Annotated in this window: 18 protein-coding genes; 4 read left to right on the top strand and 14 right to left on the bottom strand. The window is 27.3% G+C overall.

What is annotated here, in order from left to right:
* The first annotated feature begins 5 nt into the window (after positions 1 to 5).
* The gene (locus BLP60_RS00975) at positions 6 to 1,181 is read left to right on the top strand and encodes a DegT/DnrJ/EryC1/StrS family aminotransferase (protein WP_092062001.1); all 1,176 of its coding nucleotides are present in this window, start codon (positions 6 to 8) and stop codon (positions 1,179 to 1,181) included.
* A complete protein-coding gene (locus BLP60_RS00970) occupies positions 1,175 to 1,927 on the top strand; it encodes a glycosyltransferase family 2 protein (protein WP_092061998.1) in 753 nt (250 codons plus the stop codon). Before BLP60_RS00975 ends, BLP60_RS00970 begins: the two co-directional genes overlap by 7 nt.
* On the opposite strand, the gene BLP60_RS00965 is transcribed toward BLP60_RS00970, so the two are convergent.
* Positions 1,920 to 3,902 (bottom strand): SpoIIE family protein phosphatase, encoded by a 1,983-nt coding sequence (locus tag BLP60_RS00965; protein ID WP_092061995.1) that lies wholly within the window; start codon positions 3,900 to 3,902, stop codon positions 1,920 to 1,922. The genes BLP60_RS00970 and BLP60_RS00965 overlap by 8 nt on opposite strands.
* Before the next feature lie 124 nt (positions 3,903 to 4,026).
* Between BLP60_RS00965 and BLP60_RS00960 the strand changes: the two genes are divergently transcribed.
* Both BLP60_RS00960 and BLP60_RS00955 read left to right on the top strand, forming a co-directional pair.
* Entirely contained in the window at positions 4,027 to 4,359 is a 333-nt protein-coding gene (locus BLP60_RS00960; protein ID WP_092061992.1) for an STAS domain-containing protein, read from the top strand.
* Positions 4,346 to 4,813 (top strand): ATP-binding protein, encoded by a 468-nt coding sequence (locus BLP60_RS00955; protein ID WP_159427664.1) that lies wholly within the window; start codon positions 4,346 to 4,348, stop codon positions 4,811 to 4,813. Before BLP60_RS00960 ends, BLP60_RS00955 begins: the two co-directional genes overlap by 14 nt.
* Here BLP60_RS00955 and BLP60_RS00950 read toward each other — a convergent pair.
* From BLP60_RS00950 to BLP60_RS00890, 13 genes are all read right to left on the bottom strand, one after another.
* The gene (locus BLP60_RS00950; RefSeq protein WP_092061986.1) at positions 4,806 to 5,786 is read right to left on the bottom strand and encodes a GNAT family N-acetyltransferase; all 981 of its coding nucleotides are present in this window, start codon (positions 5,784 to 5,786) and stop codon (positions 4,806 to 4,808) included. The two genes, BLP60_RS00955 and BLP60_RS00950, sit on opposite strands and share 8 nt — an antisense overlap.
* Positions 5,779 to 8,127: an MFS transporter gene (locus tag BLP60_RS00945; RefSeq protein ID WP_092061983.1), complete on the bottom strand. Its 2,349-nt coding sequence runs from the start codon at positions 8,125 to 8,127 to the stop codon at positions 5,779 to 5,781. Before BLP60_RS00945 ends, BLP60_RS00950 begins: the two co-directional genes overlap by 8 nt.
* A gap of 10 nt (positions 8,128 to 8,137) precedes the next feature.
* Complete coding sequence (locus tag BLP60_RS00940; protein WP_092061980.1) at positions 8,138 to 9,184, bottom strand: ABC transporter substrate binding protein; 1,047 nt, start codon at positions 9,182 to 9,184, stop codon at positions 8,138 to 8,140.
* Positions 9,181 to 10,326, bottom strand: a complete 1,146-nt coding sequence (locus tag BLP60_RS00935; protein WP_143338898.1) for a hypothetical protein — start codon at positions 10,324 to 10,326, stop codon at positions 9,181 to 9,183. Before BLP60_RS00935 ends, BLP60_RS00940 begins: the two co-directional genes overlap by 4 nt.
* A gap of 77 nt (positions 10,327 to 10,403) precedes the next feature.
* The gene (locus BLP60_RS00930) at positions 10,404 to 11,168 is read right to left on the bottom strand and encodes a hypothetical protein (protein WP_092061973.1); all 765 of its coding nucleotides are present in this window, start codon (positions 11,166 to 11,168) and stop codon (positions 10,404 to 10,406) included.
* Between the two features lie 23 nt (positions 11,169 to 11,191).
* Positions 11,192 to 11,779, bottom strand: a complete 588-nt coding sequence (locus tag BLP60_RS00925; protein WP_092061970.1) for a DUF3540 domain-containing protein — start codon at positions 11,777 to 11,779, stop codon at positions 11,192 to 11,194.
* Between the two features lie 9 nt (positions 11,780 to 11,788).
* Positions 11,789 to 12,196, bottom strand: coding sequence for a DUF4150 domain-containing protein (locus tag BLP60_RS00920; RefSeq protein WP_092061967.1), 408 nt, complete (start codon positions 12,194 to 12,196; stop codon positions 11,789 to 11,791).
* A gap of 17 nt (positions 12,197 to 12,213) precedes the next feature.
* Positions 12,214 to 13,281, bottom strand: a complete 1,068-nt coding sequence (locus BLP60_RS00915; protein ID WP_092061965.1) for a pentapeptide repeat-containing protein — start codon at positions 13,279 to 13,281, stop codon at positions 12,214 to 12,216.
* Entirely contained in the window at positions 13,268 to 15,205 is a 1,938-nt protein-coding gene (locus BLP60_RS00910) for a DUF2169 domain-containing protein (protein ID WP_092061962.1), read from the bottom strand. Before BLP60_RS00910 ends, BLP60_RS00915 begins: the two co-directional genes overlap by 14 nt.
* Entirely contained in the window at positions 15,202 to 18,003 is a 2,802-nt protein-coding gene (gene tssI / locus BLP60_RS00905) for a type VI secretion system tip protein TssI/VgrG (RefSeq protein WP_092061959.1), read from the bottom strand. The genes BLP60_RS00910 and tssI overlap by 4 nt, the downstream gene beginning before the upstream one ends.
* A 146-nt stretch (positions 18,004 to 18,149) precedes the next feature.
* Positions 18,150 to 18,554 (bottom strand): DUF4150 domain-containing protein, encoded by a 405-nt coding sequence (locus BLP60_RS00900; protein WP_092061956.1) that lies wholly within the window; start codon positions 18,552 to 18,554, stop codon positions 18,150 to 18,152.
* Between the two features lie 59 nt (positions 18,555 to 18,613).
* Complete coding sequence (locus tag BLP60_RS00895) at positions 18,614 to 19,270, bottom strand: DUF3540 domain-containing protein (RefSeq protein WP_092061953.1); 657 nt, start codon at positions 19,268 to 19,270, stop codon at positions 18,614 to 18,616.
* Positions 19,271 to 19,360: 90 nt separating this feature from the next.
* Positions 19,361 to 19,768, bottom strand: a complete 408-nt coding sequence (locus BLP60_RS00890) for a DUF4150 domain-containing protein (RefSeq protein ID WP_092061950.1) — start codon at positions 19,766 to 19,768, stop codon at positions 19,361 to 19,363.
* Between the last annotated feature and the right edge of the window lie 4 nt (positions 19,769 to 19,772).

Here is a 19,772-nt window from a genome sequence, read left to right as displayed (position 1 = left end):
ACTAAATGTCATCTATTCGCTCAAAAAAAAATTTTTTAGTTTTTGGATCTCCCTACATAGGAGAAGAGGAAATCCAAGAAGTTATACATAGTCTAAGAACATGTTGGCTAGGGACAGGGCCCAAAGTAGCCCAATTTGAAAAAAATTTTAAACAATTTAAAAAAATTCCTTATGCTATAGCAGTAAACTCTTGTACTGCAGCCTTACATTTAAGTTTAATTGCGGCTGACATAGGACCTGGAGATGAAGTTATTACCACACCTTTAACATTCTGTGCTACTATTAATGCCATAATTCACGCAGGAGCAACACCTGTATTAGTAGATGTAGATAAAAAAACTTTTAATCTAAACCCAGATCTTATTGAAGAAAAAATCACGCCTAAAACCAAAGCTATTTTACCTGTACACTTTGCAGGCCGACCTTGTGAGATGGATAAAATATTATCCTTAGCTAAAAAATATAATCTTAAAGTAATTGAAGATTGCGCTCATGCTATAGAAGCTGAATATAAAAACAAACCTTGTGGAACATTTGGCGACTTTGGGTGCTTTAGTTTTTATGTAACGAAAAATATTATCACTGGTGAAGGTGGAATGATTATAACACATCATTCCCAACTTGCAAAGCGGATAAAAATATTAGCTTTACATGGAATGAGTGCAGACGCATGGAGAAGGTTCTCTGATGAAGGATATAAACATTATATGGTAGTAGAATGTGGCTATAAATATAATATGATGGACATTCAAGCTGCTATTGGAATCCACCAATTAAAACGAGTTAATATATTTTGGAAAAAAAGAAAAAAAATTTGGGAAATATATTTAGATGCTTTTTCTGATTTACCAATAACCCTTCCAAACCCATTCCCAGATTATATAAAACCAGCCTATCATCTTTTCACAATTTTAATTGACGAAAAAAAAGCTAATATTAACAGGGATAATTTTTTAAATGCTCTTAATAAACACAACATAGGATCTGGAGTCCATTATCTTAGCATACCAGAGCATCCTTTTTATCAACAAAAATTTGGATGGAAACCAGAAGATTATCCAAACGCCATGACAATAGGGAGACAAACCTTAAGTTTACCTTTGTCTGCAAAATTAACTGACAAAGATATCAATGATGTAATTTTAGCAGTCAAAACCATTTTAAAGGAATGTAAATGCTAAATTGTACAGGACTAATTTTAACTTATAATGGCGAAAAATATTTAAAGCAATGTATTCAAAGTCTATCCTTTTGCAAAGAAATTTTAGTTATAGATTCAAATAGCCAAGATAAAACCGTTGAAATTGCACAAAAAAATGGGGCAAGAGTTATTATAAACTCATGGAAAGGTCCTGCCAAACAATTTGAATTTGCTTTTAAACATATTCATACAGATTGGGTTATCTCATTAGATCAAGACGAAATTTTATCTCCTGAATTACAAGAAGAAATAAAACACAACCTTCATCATAATGATAAAAAATATGCTGGTTTTTTTTGTCCAAGAAAATCATTTTATTTTGATAGATTTATTAAGCATTGTGGATGGTATCCAGATTATTTGTTGAGAGTTTTTTATCTCCCAAAAACATCATTATATACTTCGGGACCACATTATGGTTTTCGAGTAAGTGGAGATACATTAAAATTAAAAGGTCATATAATACATTATCCTTATGAAAATCTTTTCCACCATATGGAAAAAATAAACTACTATACCCAAGAAGCAGCAAAAGACATGGCAGAAAAAAATATATCGTCTGGAGTAATAAAGGCCCTTGGACATGGCCTAGCCAGATTTATGAAAATTTATTTTTTAAAACTAGGCTTTTTAGATGGAAAAGCTGGTTTTATTCTTTCTTTAAACGCATTTTTTTATGGATTTCATAAATACATAAGAGTATTAGAATTCAAAAAAGCTAATTAGTCTCTTTATCCCAGCGTAATACCATCATAGTAATATCATCAGATTGTTCTGCTTTGCCAACAAAATCTTTTAAATCATTACATACAATATTAATAATATCATTTGAATAAAGAGCTTTAGAATTTTCAACTAATAAATTATATAATCTATCTTCTCCATACAAATTTTTGTTAATATCCATAGCCTCTGTTACTCCATCTGTATATAAGAACAATAAATCTTTTGGATAAAGTTGGAGGTAAAAAGTTTTATATTTAAGCCCTTCCATTGCTCCTACAACTGGACCACTAATCTCTCTTAAAAACACTGCTCTTCCTTTATATGGTATGTATAACGTTGGGTTATGTCCTGCATTTGTATATTCTAAATATCCAGTTTTAACATTTAAAATACCTACAAATAAAGTAACAAACATATTATTAGGATTATTTTGGGCAAGTTCATTATTCACTCTGGAAACAATTTCTCCAATACTTCCTCCAGACATGGCTGTATTTTTTAATAATGTCATAGTCATAGCCATAAAAAAAGCAGCAGGAACTCCTTTATCTGAAACATCTCCAACCGCAAAACAAATACGCTCATCATCTATAAAAAAGTAATGAAATAAATCTCCTCCTACTTCTCTAGCTGGTTTTAAATAAGCATGGAAGTCTAAATCTAAAAGCGGGGGCTTGGGTTCAGGTGAGGGTAAAATGCCCATCTGAATTTGCCGAGCTATCCTCAATTCACTTTCTAATCTTTCTTGGTTTGCAGTAACTGTTAATAATCTTTTAATATTGGAAGCTAATTCTTTATGCATTTTAATAAAAGATTCAGTTAATAAACCTATTTCATCTTTTCTTTTTTTATTAAGAATTAAAGTATCAGATAACTCTATTTCACCTTTAGTAAAATCATGTGTTGCTACTACTGAAGTAAATTCAGCCAATTTTTTTATAGGATTAGTAACTCTAGAAATAAACATAATTATAAAAACTAAACTAATAAAAAATACTAACAAAACAACTAATGCCTGAATTTTAACTAATTTTTTACCTGGAGAAACTATTTCTTTTATTGGAATAACAGCCCCTACATACCACTTTAACGGTTTAAAGAAAATAGATGTAATATAATATTTGTTAATTTTATCTGACTTAACGATAAAATTAAATTTATTTACACCTTCATTCTTTTTAATATTGGCTAAAATAAATGGCTTTATTTTAAATTTAAAATTATTATAGGATTTAATAGAAGATAAAGGGAAAATAACATTTCCTTCATCATTTAGTATATATAAATAACCACTTTTAGCTATATTAATTTTTGCCATATTTTGCACAATATTACTTATCATTATATTCTTTTGCTTTTCTATTTCTTTAATTATATCATCGCAGTCTATAAAAACAGATATAATATATTTAGAATCATAAAACTTTATGAATCCAACAACAAACCTATTATTATATTTAAATATTATAAATTCACTTTTACGATGTGTATTAATATCATGAAATATATCTATTATTTTTCTTCCCTTTAAGTCTTGTATATTACTAATTTTAATAAAATCTATTTTTTTATTACTAGAATATACTAAGTGATTATCTTTCATAATAAAAGAAAATATATTATAGTCGCCAATTATTTCATATTTATTGAATACTTCATATTCAATATTTTTAAAACTATTCTTTTTATATCCATTTGTAGATAAATAATTATAAATATCCTGATTCATAAAACGAATAATTTTCTTTGTATTAAGAATAGTTTCTATTTTAGAAGAAAGAAGGTTTTTATACATAGAATTAATGTTAATATTCACAAGATAAAGAACATTGTTTGCCTGTTCTTCACTAAGATTAAACATAGCCCTACTAGTCATATCAGATGAAAGAAAAACTATAATCGCGGCCATTATAACAAACAAAATAACTAGAGGAAAAACAATTTTCCATTTTAAAGAAATAATTTTATCCCTCATTAATCCTATCCTTGCCAAAAGATATTTTTTTTTCTAAAAGATTTTTGATGGTAAATCAATACAATTTCACTAGAGTAAAGCTTTTAGATTCTAAATAAGAATAAAAAAATAAAAGGGGGAGTTAATGGAAATAAAAAAAATAGACAAAAAAAAATTTATTATTGTAAAGGTATCTGGAAGACTAGATGCCTCTACTGCTCCTTTATATGAAGAAAAATGTCGCTCTTTTATAGTAGAAGGCCATAATAAAATGATTATTGATTTGAATGACTTAGAATATATAAGCTCAGCAGGACTTAGAAGTATTTTATCCATAGGGAAAAAAATTAAATCCAATAATGGAAAGTATCTATTTTGTAATCTTCAACCAATGGTATCTGATGTTTTTAAGATATCTGGATTTAATGCTATATTTCCAGTTTTTAACACTCTGGAGGATGCAATTGAAGAAATCTGAAACAACATATAAGAGTAACTATATTTTCCATTCTGTGGCTATATATGATAAAGCAATTAAGATAACTCACGATATTAATAAAGTTCTTGAAAAAGAAAACATTGATAAAAATTATATAAATAATATCAATCTAATCTTAGAAGAAATAATTTTAAATATATGTAATTATGCCTATCCCAACAACGATCCTGGCCCACTAGAACTAGAGTTAAAAATTACAAAAGATACTATTTATATAACTTTTAAGGATCAAGGTATCCCCTTCAACCCGCTAGAATATAAATCTAAGCCTATATCTGGAAACGACTCTATAGAAGATATTTTGCCTGGAGGACTAGGAATTGTCTTGGTAAAACAATTCTCTAAAAAAATTGACTATCAATATTCTAATAATAAAAATATCTTAACCATATCTATTGGATTAGATAAGTTAAATAAAAATAATTCTAAGTAATAAAATTTTTTCCATCTTTCATACACCAATAATATAACCTTTCTCCAAAATTTGTAACAAAATAATTTTTAGTAATAAAATCAAATTGTTGTATTCGCTGCATTACTAAAGCACTACCTGTTTTAAAAAATAAAGGAATAATACCTGCAAAAAAATATTTATTACTTTTTAAAATATTTATCCATTCATTTAAAAAACAATGAGATAAATTGAGATATACTGCACTATGAGCATAATTATTTAAAAATTTTATTTTTTTTTCCCAAAAAATATCATCTATTGTAGTTAAATTCTCCACTAATAGCTCTCCAATCTTCCAATTCTTTTCTATTCTCACAGTATAATTATTTTTATTTCCCAAGTAACCTTCTTTTCTAAACTTAATATGCTTTATCTCAAGGTTATAAAAAATTTCTTCAATAATATTATCATATAAACTTGAAATAATTTGAAAAGAACAATTGCTCAAAGAATAAGCTGGATAAAAAAAAATTACAGTATTTCCCCATTTTTTCTTAGGACTTTCTACAAATTTTACAACAGGAAGTACCCGTCTCAAAAAAACACCTACTTCTTTACCTCCAACTAATTTACTTGCCCTTTGAGAAAAATTATTAGAAGTAATAGGTTCTCCATAAAATCCCCATATATCCTTTTTTTTCAAATAAGATAAAGCAAAACTCATTAGTTTTGTTAATAATCCTTTACCTCTATATTGACGATCTACAACAGCACTTCCTGCATAGTATATGTTTTGTAATTTTCTTTTTCTTAAAGCTAAATGACCTACTAATTTATCCTTATATTTCACAACAATAGGTATCAAAGAACCTTTTTGTATAACTTTTCTTAATATAGTACTATCATAAAATTCTTTATCTGGATAACTTTGTCCAAAATTAGAATAAATCAAATTACAAAGTTTATCAACATCCTCTAAATGAAGAATAGATATGTAAAATTTTTTATTCATAATAAAATACTTTTTTTCTATATAAACAGAATATCAAATAAAAAACAATACATAACAACAAAAAAATAAATAAATACTCTAACCCTCTATAAAACCCAAACCATACTATTAAATTAGCAAAAATAAAAGATCCTATAATTTGCCCAGTTCTTTCCAATGTTCTAAAAAAACTAACTTTCTGCTGTTCTGTTACTTTTATATTAGACGTTATTTCTAAAAAAAATACAATCAAACATGCAGACGCACATGCATTAGCCACACCAACTAATATTACCGAACTGATAACTCCTCCTACCCCTTTAAAAACTATTAAAGGGAGTAAAGAGCAAGCTGATATTAATCCTGATAATATAACTATAAAAAATTTATTTTTCATCTTATCTATCAAAGATGAAAAAATAGGTCCTAAATAAATAATACATAGTCCATAAATCATCAAAACTCTTCCGATATTACCTTGAGACATACCTATTTTTTTTAGATACAAAGGAGTTATATAGTATAATACACCTACTAAAGTAATTGTTATAGGAATAGCTATAAATAAAATCAAACCAATTGTCTTTAAATCAAAAAAATATTTCTTCCAGTTATTAAATAAAGTATATTGTTGCACTAAGGAAACATTTGTTTCTTTATTTTTAAAATTTTTAAAAATAAAAAATAAATATAATATAGATAAAAGAATTAAACAACTAGCTACATAGAATACAATTTTAAAACTAGAACGCTCGGCTAACATAGCACCTACAACATTACCACATAAACTTCCAGCCAAAACTCCTGCAAACATATTAGCAATACCAGATGACCGCTCTTTATCTAAAACATTCACTATAAAAGACTGTAAGGAAATTAAAATAAGCCCCAATCCTGCTCCTGCAAGAGAACGTGAAAATAAATACACCAATAAATTAGCATATAAAGCAGCTAAAAATAAACCACTTGAACTAAATATAGTTCCAATATAAAATACTTTTTTCCAACCATAACGATCTATAATAAAACCCCCAACTAAAGTAGTTAAAGTGGCAAATAACATTTCTAAAGTGATAGGTAAACTCAACCAGATATCTTTAGGAAATAGAGAGTTAATGGCAGGGAAATTTTCCATATAGATAGGAATAAATGATAATGGCATATCATACGCAAAAAAGAATAAAAATGCAGCAACTCTAAAGAATCTTTGGATATTAATATTAAAAGATTTAACATCCTTAAATTTATTTAATCTATCCCATAAAATAGGAATGAAAATATGATTTAATTCTCCTAAAAAGATAAAACATAAAATTAATAATGTAATAGCATCTAAATAAACATCTATAATTTGTTCTAAAATAAAAGATGGATTACTTATTAAAACAATATTACCTATTTTTTTTCCATTTTTAAATAATGGTTTAGAAAATTTAAAATTTAAAAAACTTATTTTTTTTAATATACCATTATTTTTTAAATCACGATTTACACAAAAAATTGATTGTTTATTGTTATCAATAATAATAGAGCCTACCTCTTTATTAACTTTTAAAATATTATTTAAATACGTATAAATACCACTAACATGGGACAAAGAAACACCCTTATTCAATAAAAATTGAAAATCGCTACTTAGAGTTTCATGGATAAATAAAAGCTTTTTTTCTATTGTAGTAGATAATTTGTTTTGATATTGATATGTGCTAATAAAAGCATATATTATTTGAGTAGAGATAATAATTAAAAAAATACCAATATTAACTTTATTTTCAACTTTTCCTAAAACTTTCCTTTTAAAAATATTATTTAAAAACAACACTAAAATGATAAAAGAAAATATGGATAAAATAAGAATAATACGTATCTGACTATAAAATATAGATTCTGAAATTTTATTCAACCATTTACTTAATTTTAAAATTAAGTATCCTTTTATATAATTATTTTTATAAATTGGAAAAATTAAAAGATAGTAATTATTAAAAATTATTTTCTTTGAAGTATATTCATAGCATTTATCTTTCTTAATTAGCTCTAATTCATTTTTATTAATTTCGTTGATATATTTTATTAAATGAAAATTTTTATCACATACATAAATATTAGATATGAATAGATCTTTTGATAAATATTTATAAAGTATTTTTTTTAAACCATAGAAAGTTGTTAACTCTTTCCCAAAAATAAGACCTGTTTCAATATCAGACTTTATTCGTTTTCCAATAGTTTCAGCTAAAGAAAAATAATTAGATAAATTGTTTTTTCTAAATGAAGAAATTGTTAAAAAAGAATTAAATCCTAAAGTTAATATAAAAAAAAGAAAAATAATTATTAAAACTATCCACCTATTTTGTTTCATATATTATTTTTTATTTAAATTTCCTATTGGATGGTAAAATAATTTTATCATAGATCTCATCAGAAGCTATTAAAATCGTTACAGGAAAGTCAAAACCTATTTTTAAGGCAGTTTCCAAATTAACAGCTATTTTAGGAGAAGGTCTGTCTATCATATTTACATCTCTTGGCTTTTTGCCTTTAAAAATTTGGATAGCCATATTAGCTAAAAAGTCACCCATTGCAGAAAAATCCATAGAAGAAAATCCCATCAATGCTCCTGCCTGTACATAAGATGAACCGTCTCTAGCAAAAGTAGGAATTTTATTTTTAATAAGTTTATTCATTAGTTTTTGTACATCGCTTTTAGTCCAATCAAAACAAACTAGTGAAGAAATAAAAAAAGCATCTATACCTTTAGAGATAAGATAATCAAGACCTTTATCACATTCACATAATTCTTCTGCTGTGCTTAATTTATTATACTCAATTAACTTAAATCCTTTTTCTTTTGCAACTTCTCTAGCATCTTTTAAATTTGCATATACTCTACCAGTTTTTGTATCAGAATACATAATGCCTAATTTTTTAAAATGAACCACATCATAAAAAATTTCAAACATTATTTTCCACCTATTGGGAACAACCCTTATTGTAAAATTATCTATACCTGAATCATGATAACTCTTAATAAAACCAGATGCCAGTGGATCAGCAACACCCATGGCTAAAATAGGCTTTTTACCATTATTTACCTTTAAAAGAGCTTGTGTTGCAGCAGTACCCATAGCAATAACAAAATCAATATCCTTTCTTTCCATTAATTCTCTTGCTCTTTGTTCATATTCAGGAACATGCTCTGGCTCCCAGCCCGGACTAAAATGTGCATTTGGTGGGAATTCTATCTTATTTCCCCATCCCTTTTCTTTTAAGCTTTGCTTAAAAGCATTATAAATACCATCATAAGCCCAAAATTGGCCTGCTTCTAAATATCCAATCCTAATTTTTTTTATTTTTGCCAAGCAATTATTATTTATAATAATGGGAAATATAATTAAAAAAAATATTATTTTTTTCATTTCTTATGCCTCTTTTTATGAACTAAAACTTTATATTTAATTTTATATAAAATATCTCCTCTATTTAATCTTACTACAATATTTTTCAACCTTTTTCCTGAAGTAAAAAATGTTGCTACATAACTTCCATTACTAAATATCTTAAAATTATTATTTTGTTTTACAAATTTATATTCATTGAAATTTCTAGCCAAATAAAAACTATCCAAATTGGCTATATTAGTGTTCATTTGAAATATAGCTTTTAAAGGGGAATTTTCTTTTTTTTGCAAAATAATTTGAAAAACATCATTAACATAATTATCATATCTAAATTTAAAAGGATAGATTATTTTATTTAAGAAACCAAAATTCAATGAAATATTGTGATAAAAATATATATCTAATTCAAAATTTTCTCCTTTAGGAACTTTAAAAGTTGCAGTAGTTCCTGCTTCATTTAAAGTTGAAATACCTTTTCCTTCAGAACCTTGTTGTATAACTAAGTATTCTCCATATTGGGGGAGAAAATCTCCGACATTATATTTTTTTAAATCTAAAAAAAACGATTGTTTTAAAAAAGAATTTTTAGACGATTTTGTAATATTGTAAGACAAGGGAGTAAAAGTTTTTTTTAACATTCCAGGAACAAGTACAGCCCTAAATTGAAAACAAATTACATTCTTACTTAAATTAAATCTAGCATTCTTTACTTCTGTTTTTAAAACAGCTTTTTTAATCTCTGAGAAAGACTTCCCCCTTGAATCAGGAAAATATTTTTCTATTAATTTTTTTAAAGCAACTATTTGCGCTTTTAAAGCAACTTTTTTAACTTTTAAATCTCCACAAGAATAACAAAAATTTTTTAATACAAATTTATGTGGTTTATACTTATTCCAACGATCCTTATTTAAGGAAACATCTCCTATAATACAAACTTCACCAAAATTTTTTCCATTTACATATCTTATATTTTGTAAATCTAATAAACTAGGTCCAATGTCTTTATAAAAAGATTTATATTTAGCTGAAATAAGAGTATCTTGAATACTATTCCAATATTTAGATAAAAGGCCAAATTTTAATTTTTTTTTAACTTCATCTGGAGCTAACGTCCGTATTTTATCATAACTTAAACAAAAACACTGGGACCTAGGTTTCATAATCTTTTGCAAAAATGCACAAGAACATAATATAAAAACGAAAAATATAATAAAAAACACTTTTTTCATCTTACAACTCAACACAAAGAAAAAGTATAAACAGTTGGTTGTTCCTTATTCCACGGACCCAACGCCAATTCTTCTGGCACTCCGTCAAAATTAATAAATGCTACATTATTCTTATCAATTTTATTTTGAACAGCCCAACATACAAATTCTTTTTCATCTACTTCTAACTTTAAATCTCTTACAGGATATTCTAAAATACTTTTTTCTGGCAACTTGCCAGGTTGACCAATACCCATATGTTTTATTTTAGCATTTCTCGCGCCAATCAAAACACCATCCCACTCCTCATTAGCAGGATTAATTTCTAACCATAAACCCAAACCAGGAACAGCATACGGTTTAATTTCATAGGGCAAAGATAGTTTTTTAAAAGGAAGATGAATTTTTGCCACTACTTTAGTAGCAAAAGAAGAGTCTAAGGATACAAAATTTATATTTTGCCAAATAAAGGGCAATTCTTTTTTAAACTTATCTACATCACTACTTTTAATCAATACAATTACATTTAAGTCTTCTTTTTTAGCTAAAAGAAGCAGAGTTAATCCTTGTAAAGTAGATTTAACTTTAAAATCACTTTCATTACCACAAATAATCCATGCTTTATATTTTCCACTAGTAAGATCATTCTTAGAAGATGCCCAGCTCATATTTTGTAAATCATCTTTCCAAAAATGACCTTCTACATCTAATCCATAATTTTTTAATGTTAAAAATATTTCCTTAGCCTTATCCTCATCTTTGTTTAACATAGTAAAATAAACTTTTGAAGACATAAATACTCCTTTTTATGCTCTTATTATCCTAAGTTAATTTTATCTCCATCTATCTTTACCTTTTGCCTTGCTAACATTATTAAATTTTTGGATTTTATCCATAATAAGTTAGAAACAAGATATTTTATTCTTTTCGCATTTGTAATTTTAAATTTACTTATCCACTCTACACTACTTTCTAAAAACTTTAATAGTTCTTTCACATGAAATTCTATTTTCTCAAACTTTAAGAACAAATTTTTTCCTTTTTGTTCAATAATATTAGCCACCAGATATAATTTCTTAAAAGATCTTATATTTATATCCTCAGATTCTATTTCTAAATTTTTACACTTTATAGAAACAATATCATTTTTTATACTATAATTAATATAAGGAATATTTAATTTTTTTTCAACAGATTCATGACTTAACACATGTACAATATAAGACTCTGAACCATGAAATAAAATCACTTTATCATATACATTTGGAACTAAAAAGCATCCTGGAGTTAAATAAGCTCTATAAATGCCATTATCTGTTTGTATTAAAAATTCTGAATCACTTTCTTGTTTTAAAACCATTCCTTCTTCGAATTTCTGCTTATTAAGGACACTAACATCAAACATAATAAACTCCTATTCCATAATCATAACTTTAGTTTGACTTGGAGCAATTTGAGATCCTCCATAAACATTAGGATTATCTCCGTTTTGTAATACACTACAACCAAAATAAACTGCTGGTTGTCCTTCTATTTTTACCTTTTGACTACAAGTGGCATACTTTGCCGGGCCTTTTATCTTACTTGAAACTATTCCTCCCCCACTTCCAGGCTCATTTCCTGAAGATTGGGCTATAACTGTTTTTTTACTTAAAGCTACCTTCCCACAAATTTTGACTTTTTTAGAACAAGTATTTCCTTTCGCTTGATTACACATAGCAATATTTACATAAGCCATAGGTACAGTCCCAGAAGGAGATGGAGTTTTACATACATCTGGAGCTCCCTGACATATTCCACCTTGCTTAGTAGAAGCAAACATAACTAAACAATCCCCCTTTACTCTTTAATTTTCCAATCTTCAGCTTTCATAAGTTCTCTGTCTGTTTTTTTTACTTTTTCCATATTTGCTCTAAACCAACTTGTTTTTTCATCATTTACTCTATGAAAGTTGCTTCCCTGTAAATTTGTACTTGAAAAGTTTGAACGTCTTATATCAGCATGAGAAAAATCTACATAACGTAAAACACTCTTTTTGAAATTTGTTTCTATACACCTAGCTTTAACAAAAATGCTTTCTGAGGCTTCAACACTTTGAAAACTAGCCTTTTCCAAATTAGCCTCTTCAAAAAAAGATTTTTCTAAAAAAGACTTATCAAATATAGAATTCTTTAATATTGCTTTACTAAAATCAGCAGCCTCTGCTTTAATATTTTTAAAAACTACATTTTGTGCCTCTATTTCTCTACAATCTGCTTGCTTTAAGCAACATCCTTGAAAATTTACCTTATGCAAAACAGCTTGTCTAAAATCAACATCAACAAAAAAACATGTGCTTAAATCTAATTTTGACATGTTCACTCCAATCAAACTAGCTAATTTAAAATCTGAATACAAAAAATTGTTAGAAGAAAGGTCTATTTTTTCTAAATCAGCTTCTAAAAAATTACAATATTTAAAATCATTCTCTTCTATAAGAGTATCTTGAAATATTGATGACCTAAAATTTATTTTTTCAAAATCAGAAGAAAATAAGTTAGAATCTTTAAAAAAAGAAAAAGATAAGTTACTATCTTTAAAAACAGATTTAACAAATAAAGTTTTTTCTATTGTACTTTCGTTAAATATAGAATCAATGACTTTTATTTTTTCAAAAGTTATATTTAATAATGTAGACTCAGAACAAACAACATTTTCTAACAAGCAATTTTTAAAAAGAACTTGTTCTAAAATACTATTATTAAAAGAAGTAGATTTAATAGTACAGTCTATAAAATGAACATTTTTTAATATCAAATCTGAGAAATCAAAATTTACAAACTCTAAATTTGATAATAATAAATCACATAATTCTTTATTTTTTTTTCTTAAATTAATTAATTCGTCTATATCTTTAATTTTTTTCATAAACAGTTCTACCTAAATTACATTTTTTTATAAAAAATTTGTTATGATTCAGATTAAATAAATTACTTTCAAACATATTGTTTAATTCAAAGGAAACATTATCTAAAAAACAATTATAAAAATCTGACCTCATGCAATCACATATTTTTATCTTTGAATCAATAAATTTACATAAATCAAATCTAATTTCTTTCATGCAATTTTTTAAGAAAATATTATTTTTAAATTTTGATTTACTAAAAACCGAATTATTTATATTACAGTTTTCAAAATGACAATTTATAAACTCAGAAGATATAAAAGAAACTTCCTGTATACTAGATTTTAAAACTACAACATCTTTTAAAATAGTTTTGTCATCACCATAACTAGCATCTAAAATAATATCGTTGCATTTTAAATCTCTTATTGTGCAACCTTCTAAACAAGAACCATTTAGATTTGAATTTATAAAAATACATTTTTGAAAGAAAGAATTAGAAAAATCACAATCAGTTATTATAGAATCATTTAATTGCAAATTATTAAATTTATTTTGTATTAAAATATTTTTTTCACCTTTACACTGATTTAGGTTAACATTTGAGAATATACTTTCTTCAACATTTATATAAAATAATTTGTTTTTATTAAATTCAACATCTTCAAAGCTAGACTCTATAAATTCTATATCTTTTATTACGCTATCTGTTATATTTATGTTATTTAATCTTATTTTTTCAATAAATCCATTTTCTATATTAGATAATTTAAGATTTAAATTCTTAAAGACTGAATTACTTATAAAAAAATTATTCAAATCTATCTTAAAAAAAGAATATTCAAATATTGAATTATCTATATTGATATTATTTAACTTACTATCTTTAAAAGTTAATTTACTAGCAATACTATTCTTAAAACTAATATCTTGTAAACTTGAATTTAAAAACAAACAATCATCTAAAACACATTTTTCAAATCTAACTCCCTTTAAAATTTTATTAGAAAAATCTATTCCCACTAAATAAATATTATAAAATTCTTTATCATTTTTCAAAATTTTCTCAACTTCATCAGAAGATATTTTTTTCAAATTACTATTTAAATCAGATTTAACTTCTGGTTCTATTTTAGAGAAGTCTATTTGCTTTTCAACTATATTTTTATTGAAAACATCTTCTGCCTTTTTTAAACACAATAACTCCTCTTTTATTTTTTTGTTATTTTCTTGGATTTCATTAAAGTATATAACATCTACTTCATCTTCTATTTCTAACTTATATTTTAACTTATAAACTACTCTATAAACTAAAACTACCAAAAATTTTTCTGGGAAAAATATAAGTGTATCTAAATTTATATTTATTTTTTTTATTTCATTATTTTTCAATAAAAAATAACACTCCAATTCTTTACCTGGCAATTTAAATTTTATTTCCCTTTTGGTAGGATGACCATTTTTAATAACAATTTCTTCACTTCCTGTCCAAAAACCAGAAATACGTTGATCTAATGGTGCTAAATTAAATATCTCTAATTGCATATCAGGTGGATAGGCTGGCCAATACTTTTTTATATAGTTACTATCATATGTCCCTAATTTATCTCTGTTTTTAAAAAAATCTATTTCACTAGGAAATAAATCTCCTTCCAACTTTTTCTCTTTATTATCTACCTTTATATAAACTTTTTCTTTATCTTTTAAAAAAGAAGAGAACCTTCCATAACATAAATATTCTCCTTTTAACTTAGGCATTCCATTGTCTAAAGGTGCTTTTTGACAAAAGTCAGCCACCAAACTCCATATCTCTTCTCCTAAAATAAATTTATCCTCATCAATATGATAACCAGCTAAAAAAGTTCCTACCCACCAATTATCCTTTCCCCTACTTAAAGTCCTTTCAAGTAAAAAAAATGTATTATCTATATTTTTATTTATCATGATATTTTTGTATTACTTTTAATAGTTGTATTTTTACCTCTTATTTTAAGTGTACCTTTAGCTCTCATTGCGATACTATTTGAAGAACGAACAGTGAACTTCTTACATTTTAATACTATTGAACCATCTTTTTTTAAAATTAAAGAAGAATCTCCACATTTTAGCTCAATATTCTTTTTAGCTACTAACTTTATGGTATCTTCTGCCTTGTTTGTTATAGATTTATTTACTTCTATACCAAGATTTCCTTTTCCAAGTTTAATAAAGTCCACTTTTAAATCAGGTTCTGTAGAATAATTTGTAGATATATTTATTTCTCCTCGAGAAAAAATTTCCATACGACCTTTCTTATTCTCAGAAAAATACATATCTATAGCATTTTGTACTCCCTTCACTCCATTTTTTTGAGTCAAAGAAATTTCTTTTTCTAAAAGAGTCAAATAAGACTCTTTATATTTATCAACTTTATCCACTCTGTTTAAAATAATATCCCCATGAGCTGTATTTGTTATATTTTTAGTTGTATAAGTAAAAATATTTTGCGCATTCATTGAAATATTTTCAGGCGTCCACATATTAATCCCATCATCTGCCAATACATCTATGACTCCTTTTTTAGCACATAATAAAATATTTGGCGTACTTTCTTCTAATTTAACTGTATTAATGTTTGTTGGTCTTGTACTATCTTTAACAAAATTTTTAACTTTTCCCATTAATCCTTCTGCATGACGAGGACAAGAAGACAACAATGTAATCCCATATGCAGTTGGAAAAACAGGAGCAGTTAACATTCTTTTTTCATTATCTATATTAAATATTGCCAATTTACTACTTCTAATTAACTTTGCAACAAGAGCTTCTTTAAAAGAAAATGTTATGCGTTCTGAAACTCCATATGGCAATTTAACTCTTAATTTAGATTTTTTTAAAGTATCTTTTGCTAAATAAGAAAATACTGTAAGATAAAAAGGAACAATAGTTCGCATTAAAATATCCGAAGTCAAAGATTTTGCATCTTCTATGTTATCAGCTCCATTTAAACGCTGTCCTTTTAAAATAGCATTTATTTTTTCGTTTACAAGCATACCTAGACTAACCTGTAACAAGGGAAAACACACTAAATCTATAAAAGAACCTACCGCTCCTCTTTGAAAAGTAATATCAAACTGACTATTTCCTGTTAAACTAGTTAAATCCCATGATTTAGTTAAAATTTCTTCACCAAAAAAATCAGAACGACATAATATAGCTGCCTTCTCTTTAACAACCTCATCCTTTTTTATTGAAGGAGAAGGAGTTGAAATAGAAACACATTTATGGCCATCTCTGTCACAAAAACTTAACTGATTTCCTCCTGCAGTTTTTACTCCACCAAGTATATTATTTTCCTTATTAACTATACTAGGAGTCTCTATATTAGGTACAGCGCCTGCTATTACAGGTCTATCTGGATCTCCATCAATAAAAGCCAATAAGACTTCTGTACCTTTTCTTAAAGGAAAATACATTCCTTCTCTTTGGCCAGCATATGGCTGCATCATTCTTAAAGGAGCAGATCTTTTCCCTTCCTCTGCTCCTGAAATATCAAATGGTAAAACAACTTTATATCTTCCTTGGTCATCAATTTCAGCATATTCTCCACTTCCCTCTGCATCTATTTTAGCATTTAAAAAACCATAAAATTTTGGTTTTTCTTTATATTCCTCTGACCTAAACTGTAATCCAGCATCTATAGCTTCAAATTCATTTCTATAATAATTCTCTTTTTCAACTCCTCTTAAATCAATAGATAGCCCATTTATTAAATAAGCTGCTTGTGATCCTTCATGATAAGTATTTATTACTAAATAGCGCTTATTAAAATCTTCTCTATAATGATTTTTTAAATCAAAAAAATATCCTGGCCTTATATATGGTACTGTGCTTTGACCTTTAAAAATTTTCTCCCTACATTTTAACGCTTCAGCCTTAATTTTTGCTAAACGCTTACCCTCGCTTGTATTCTTAAAATGTTCTCCATATTGATAAATCGTACCCCATCCATTTTCAGTAATTTCATATTCTCCTTCTAAAACACTTGAAGGTTTTTCATAATCATAATTTCTTAAACGTAATTTTTGGGGCATTCTTTTTTGTTTACAATAAAACCCATGAACCACTTCTTCTCTATGAATATTGTCAAGCCCAGAAGGTTGAGCATAAGTTAACTCACTTCCTTCTGAAAAAACATTATGCCCCATCATAGTATCTGTAATAATTAATTTTTCACTACTTTCCCCTTGCTCAAAAAAATAATACATACCCTCTCTTGCTAACCAACGTTGGAAAAAATTAAGATGTGTTTCATTATACTGACACACATATTCCAGTGATTCATAATCTTCTTGCACCCTAAATTCAAAATCTATGTCTAGTAATCCGCCATCTTTTAAAATCTTTTTTAAAATCTCGGGAACATTTTTATTTAAAAAAACTTGATTATGATAAATTTGAGACAACCACCAAAGCCTTGGCACAAGAACTGCCCTATAAAAAGTATATTCTCCATAAAAATGAAGTTGATCAAATTCTTCTAAGATACCATTATATAAAACAACACTATCTTTTCTAAAAATCTTAAATTGAACTAGGCTTTGTAATATGTTCTCTAAATTTAAATTTTTTTCCCTTGAAATTAGTTCTATTTCGAATTTATACCACTTAGATAAACCTTGTTCTCCATTAAATCTTACAACTTGAAAAGTATCTGCAGGAAAATCAAGTGATACAAATGCAAAACGTCTTTCATTTTGCATTTTATTCTCCTTTGGTCAAAATATATTATCCCTTTCAATTCTACTTGATATTTTAAAAATAAAAACACTATCTTAAATCAAACCGAATTGAAGCCACTTTTACCACCAATAAAATCACCTTATCTTTCAAATTTATGATTAAAAAATTAACCCAACGTCAACACTGTTACTTGGCTAGGAAGAAGACATAAACCTGGAGCATTAGGAGACATACCCAAAGAATTTTGTCCTGTAACACTAGTAAGCCTTTGTGCTGGCATTCCATCTACTAAAATAGTAAAACAACCAACTTTATAAGTAGCTTGTCCATCAATAAGATGAGAAGAAACACCGCCCATTACACCACCCTCATCTCCATTACTCATAAGTCCCATAGATAGTTGATTGACTACAGGCATACAATCTACCAACACATTATAAGCTGCTGGAGTACTTGTAGCAGTCATAGCCATATCTGGATATGGTATGCTTACAGTGCCATTAACTGAAGGAGTCAGGCAAACATCTGGAAACCCCAGATCCATTCCTGCTCCCATACTAAGCATAAACATAATATTTTCTCCTTTTTTTCGGGTTTATCCTTTGGAAACACTTTGTGTAATTTCTTCAATTATCCTAAATGAATCTGTTCTGCATTTATGGTAACAATCTCCTCTGCCATGTGAACTGCATCTTTAGATTGCATGGTAAGTGTATCTTTCACAAGGTATCTAGCTGAGCCGGTTTGGACTTCATCTAAATCTTCTACAAAACGAAAAGAATCTTTTACTCTTTGGGTAAATCTGCGACATATATTCTCTACAGAAATAGCTACCATTTTAAATCGCTTCACTTGGGTATGAAAAAAATTTCCAATAAAGGAAAACTTTTCTATAGATGCCTCTCCTTTATTGGCATGAACTGAAATTTTATCTGAAGCCAACATCATATTCTCATTTGTAGCTAAAGAAATGTTTTTATCAGCAGCTAAAGAAAATTCTCCATCTTTTATATTAAAACTCACATTACCTTTAAAAGCAATTTCTGTTTTTTGTTTTTTTTCATTTTTTCTCTTTAAAACAGACAAAATAAAGGATTCACCTTTACTACCTACAGTAAGTAAAACCACATCTCCCTCCTGAGGCTGAACCAAGCAACTTACTGCCTTTTCTGACACTACTTCTCCAAAATCAGTCCTAACTAGATAAGCCTCTTCTTTAAGAGAAACGACCTTTCCATATTCCATAGCCACATAAGAGATATCTAAATTTCTTGCCAGATTATCCATTACTCCTCCTAAAAATAGGTTTGCAAATAAATACCTAAAAACTCCTTAAATGAGGGCAAAAAGTCATCTTGTTGATTATCAAAGTAAAAGTTAACTAAGTATCATCACAATAGTCTGACCTGGAGCAACTGTAGTCCCTAAGCAATTCATATTACTACCGTTTTGCCCAGTAGAACTCGTTAATCTTTGAGCTGGAGAACCCTCAATAAATACTTTTGTGCTTCCTGATTGAAAACGAGTAAGACCCATAATTTCACCTGAAACCACTCCCATTTGAGTACCTGCTTCATCACCATTACTAAGAGGTATCTCTGTGCTTAAATTTACAGAAGGCATTCCTGAAGCAAAAACACTTTGAGCAACTGTGGAAGGATTGCTTGTAGCACAATCTGAAATATTTACATAAGGAGTTGGAACAGGTGCACCTGCAGCAGCAGGAGTGTTGCATACATCTGGAGTGCCAACATTTTTCCCACCCTCTGTGGACAAAAGAAACATCTAC

It is taken from the genome of Desulfonauticus submarinus (genome assembly GCF_900104045.1).
Lineage (GTDB): Bacteria > Desulfobacterota > Desulfovibrionia > Desulfovibrionales > Desulfonatronovibrionaceae > Desulfonauticus > Desulfonauticus submarinus.
Note: the sequence above shows the minus strand (reverse complement) of the source record. Positions and strands in the feature narration are given on the sequence as shown.

Coding starts and splice junctions, on each gene's coding strand:
- BLP60_RS00975 (WP_092062001.1), top strand. CDS start 6: ATGTCATCTATTCGCTCAAAAAAAAATTTTTTAGTTTTTGGATCTCCC.
- BLP60_RS00970 (WP_092061998.1), top strand. CDS start 1,175: ATGCTAAATTGTACAGGACTAATTTTAACTTATAATGGCGAAAAATAT.
- BLP60_RS00965 (WP_092061995.1), bottom strand. CDS start 3,902: ATGAGGGATAAAATTATTTCTTTAAAATGGAAAATTGTTTTTCCTCTA.
- BLP60_RS00960 (WP_092061992.1), top strand. CDS start 4,027: ATGGAAATAAAAAAAATAGACAAAAAAAAATTTATTATTGTAAAGGTA.
- BLP60_RS00950 (WP_092061986.1), bottom strand. CDS start 5,786: ATGAATAAAAAATTTTACATATCTATTCTTCATTTAGAGGATGTTGAT.
- BLP60_RS00945 (WP_092061983.1), bottom strand. CDS start 8,127: ATGAAACAAAATAGGTGGATAGTTTTAATAATTATTTTTCTTTTTTTT.
- BLP60_RS00940 (WP_092061980.1), bottom strand. CDS start 9,184: ATGAAAAAAATAATATTTTTTTTAATTATATTTCCCATTATTATAAAT.
- BLP60_RS00935 (WP_143338898.1), bottom strand. CDS start 10,326: ATGAAACCTAGGTCCCAGTGTTTTTGTTTAAGTTATGATAAAATACGG.
- BLP60_RS00930 (WP_092061973.1), bottom strand. CDS start 11,168: ATGTCTTCAAAAGTTTATTTTACTATGTTAAACAAAGATGAGGATAAG.
- BLP60_RS00925 (WP_092061970.1), bottom strand. CDS start 11,779: ATGTTTGATGTTAGTGTCCTTAATAAGCAGAAATTCGAAGAAGGAATG.
- BLP60_RS00920 (WP_092061967.1), bottom strand. CDS start 12,196: ATGTTTGCTTCTACTAAGCAAGGTGGAATATGTCAGGGAGCTCCAGAT.
- BLP60_RS00915 (WP_092061965.1), bottom strand. CDS start 13,281: ATGAAAAAAATTAAAGATATAGACGAATTAATTAATTTAAGAAAAAAA.
- BLP60_RS00910 (WP_092061962.1), bottom strand. CDS start 15,205: ATGATAAATAAAAATATAGATAATACATTTTTTTTACTTGAAAGGACT.
- tssI (WP_092061959.1), bottom strand. CDS start 18,003: ATGCAAAATGAAAGACGTTTTGCATTTGTATCACTTGATTTTCCTGCA.
- BLP60_RS00900 (WP_092061956.1), bottom strand. CDS start 18,554: ATGTTTATGCTTAGTATGGGAGCAGGAATGGATCTGGGGTTTCCAGAT.
- BLP60_RS00895 (WP_092061953.1), bottom strand. CDS start 19,270: ATGGATAATCTGGCAAGAAATTTAGATATCTCTTATGTGGCTATGGAA.
- BLP60_RS00890 (WP_092061950.1), bottom strand. CDS start 19,768: ATGTTTCTTTTGTCCACAGAGGGTGGGAAAAATGTTGGCACTCCAGAT.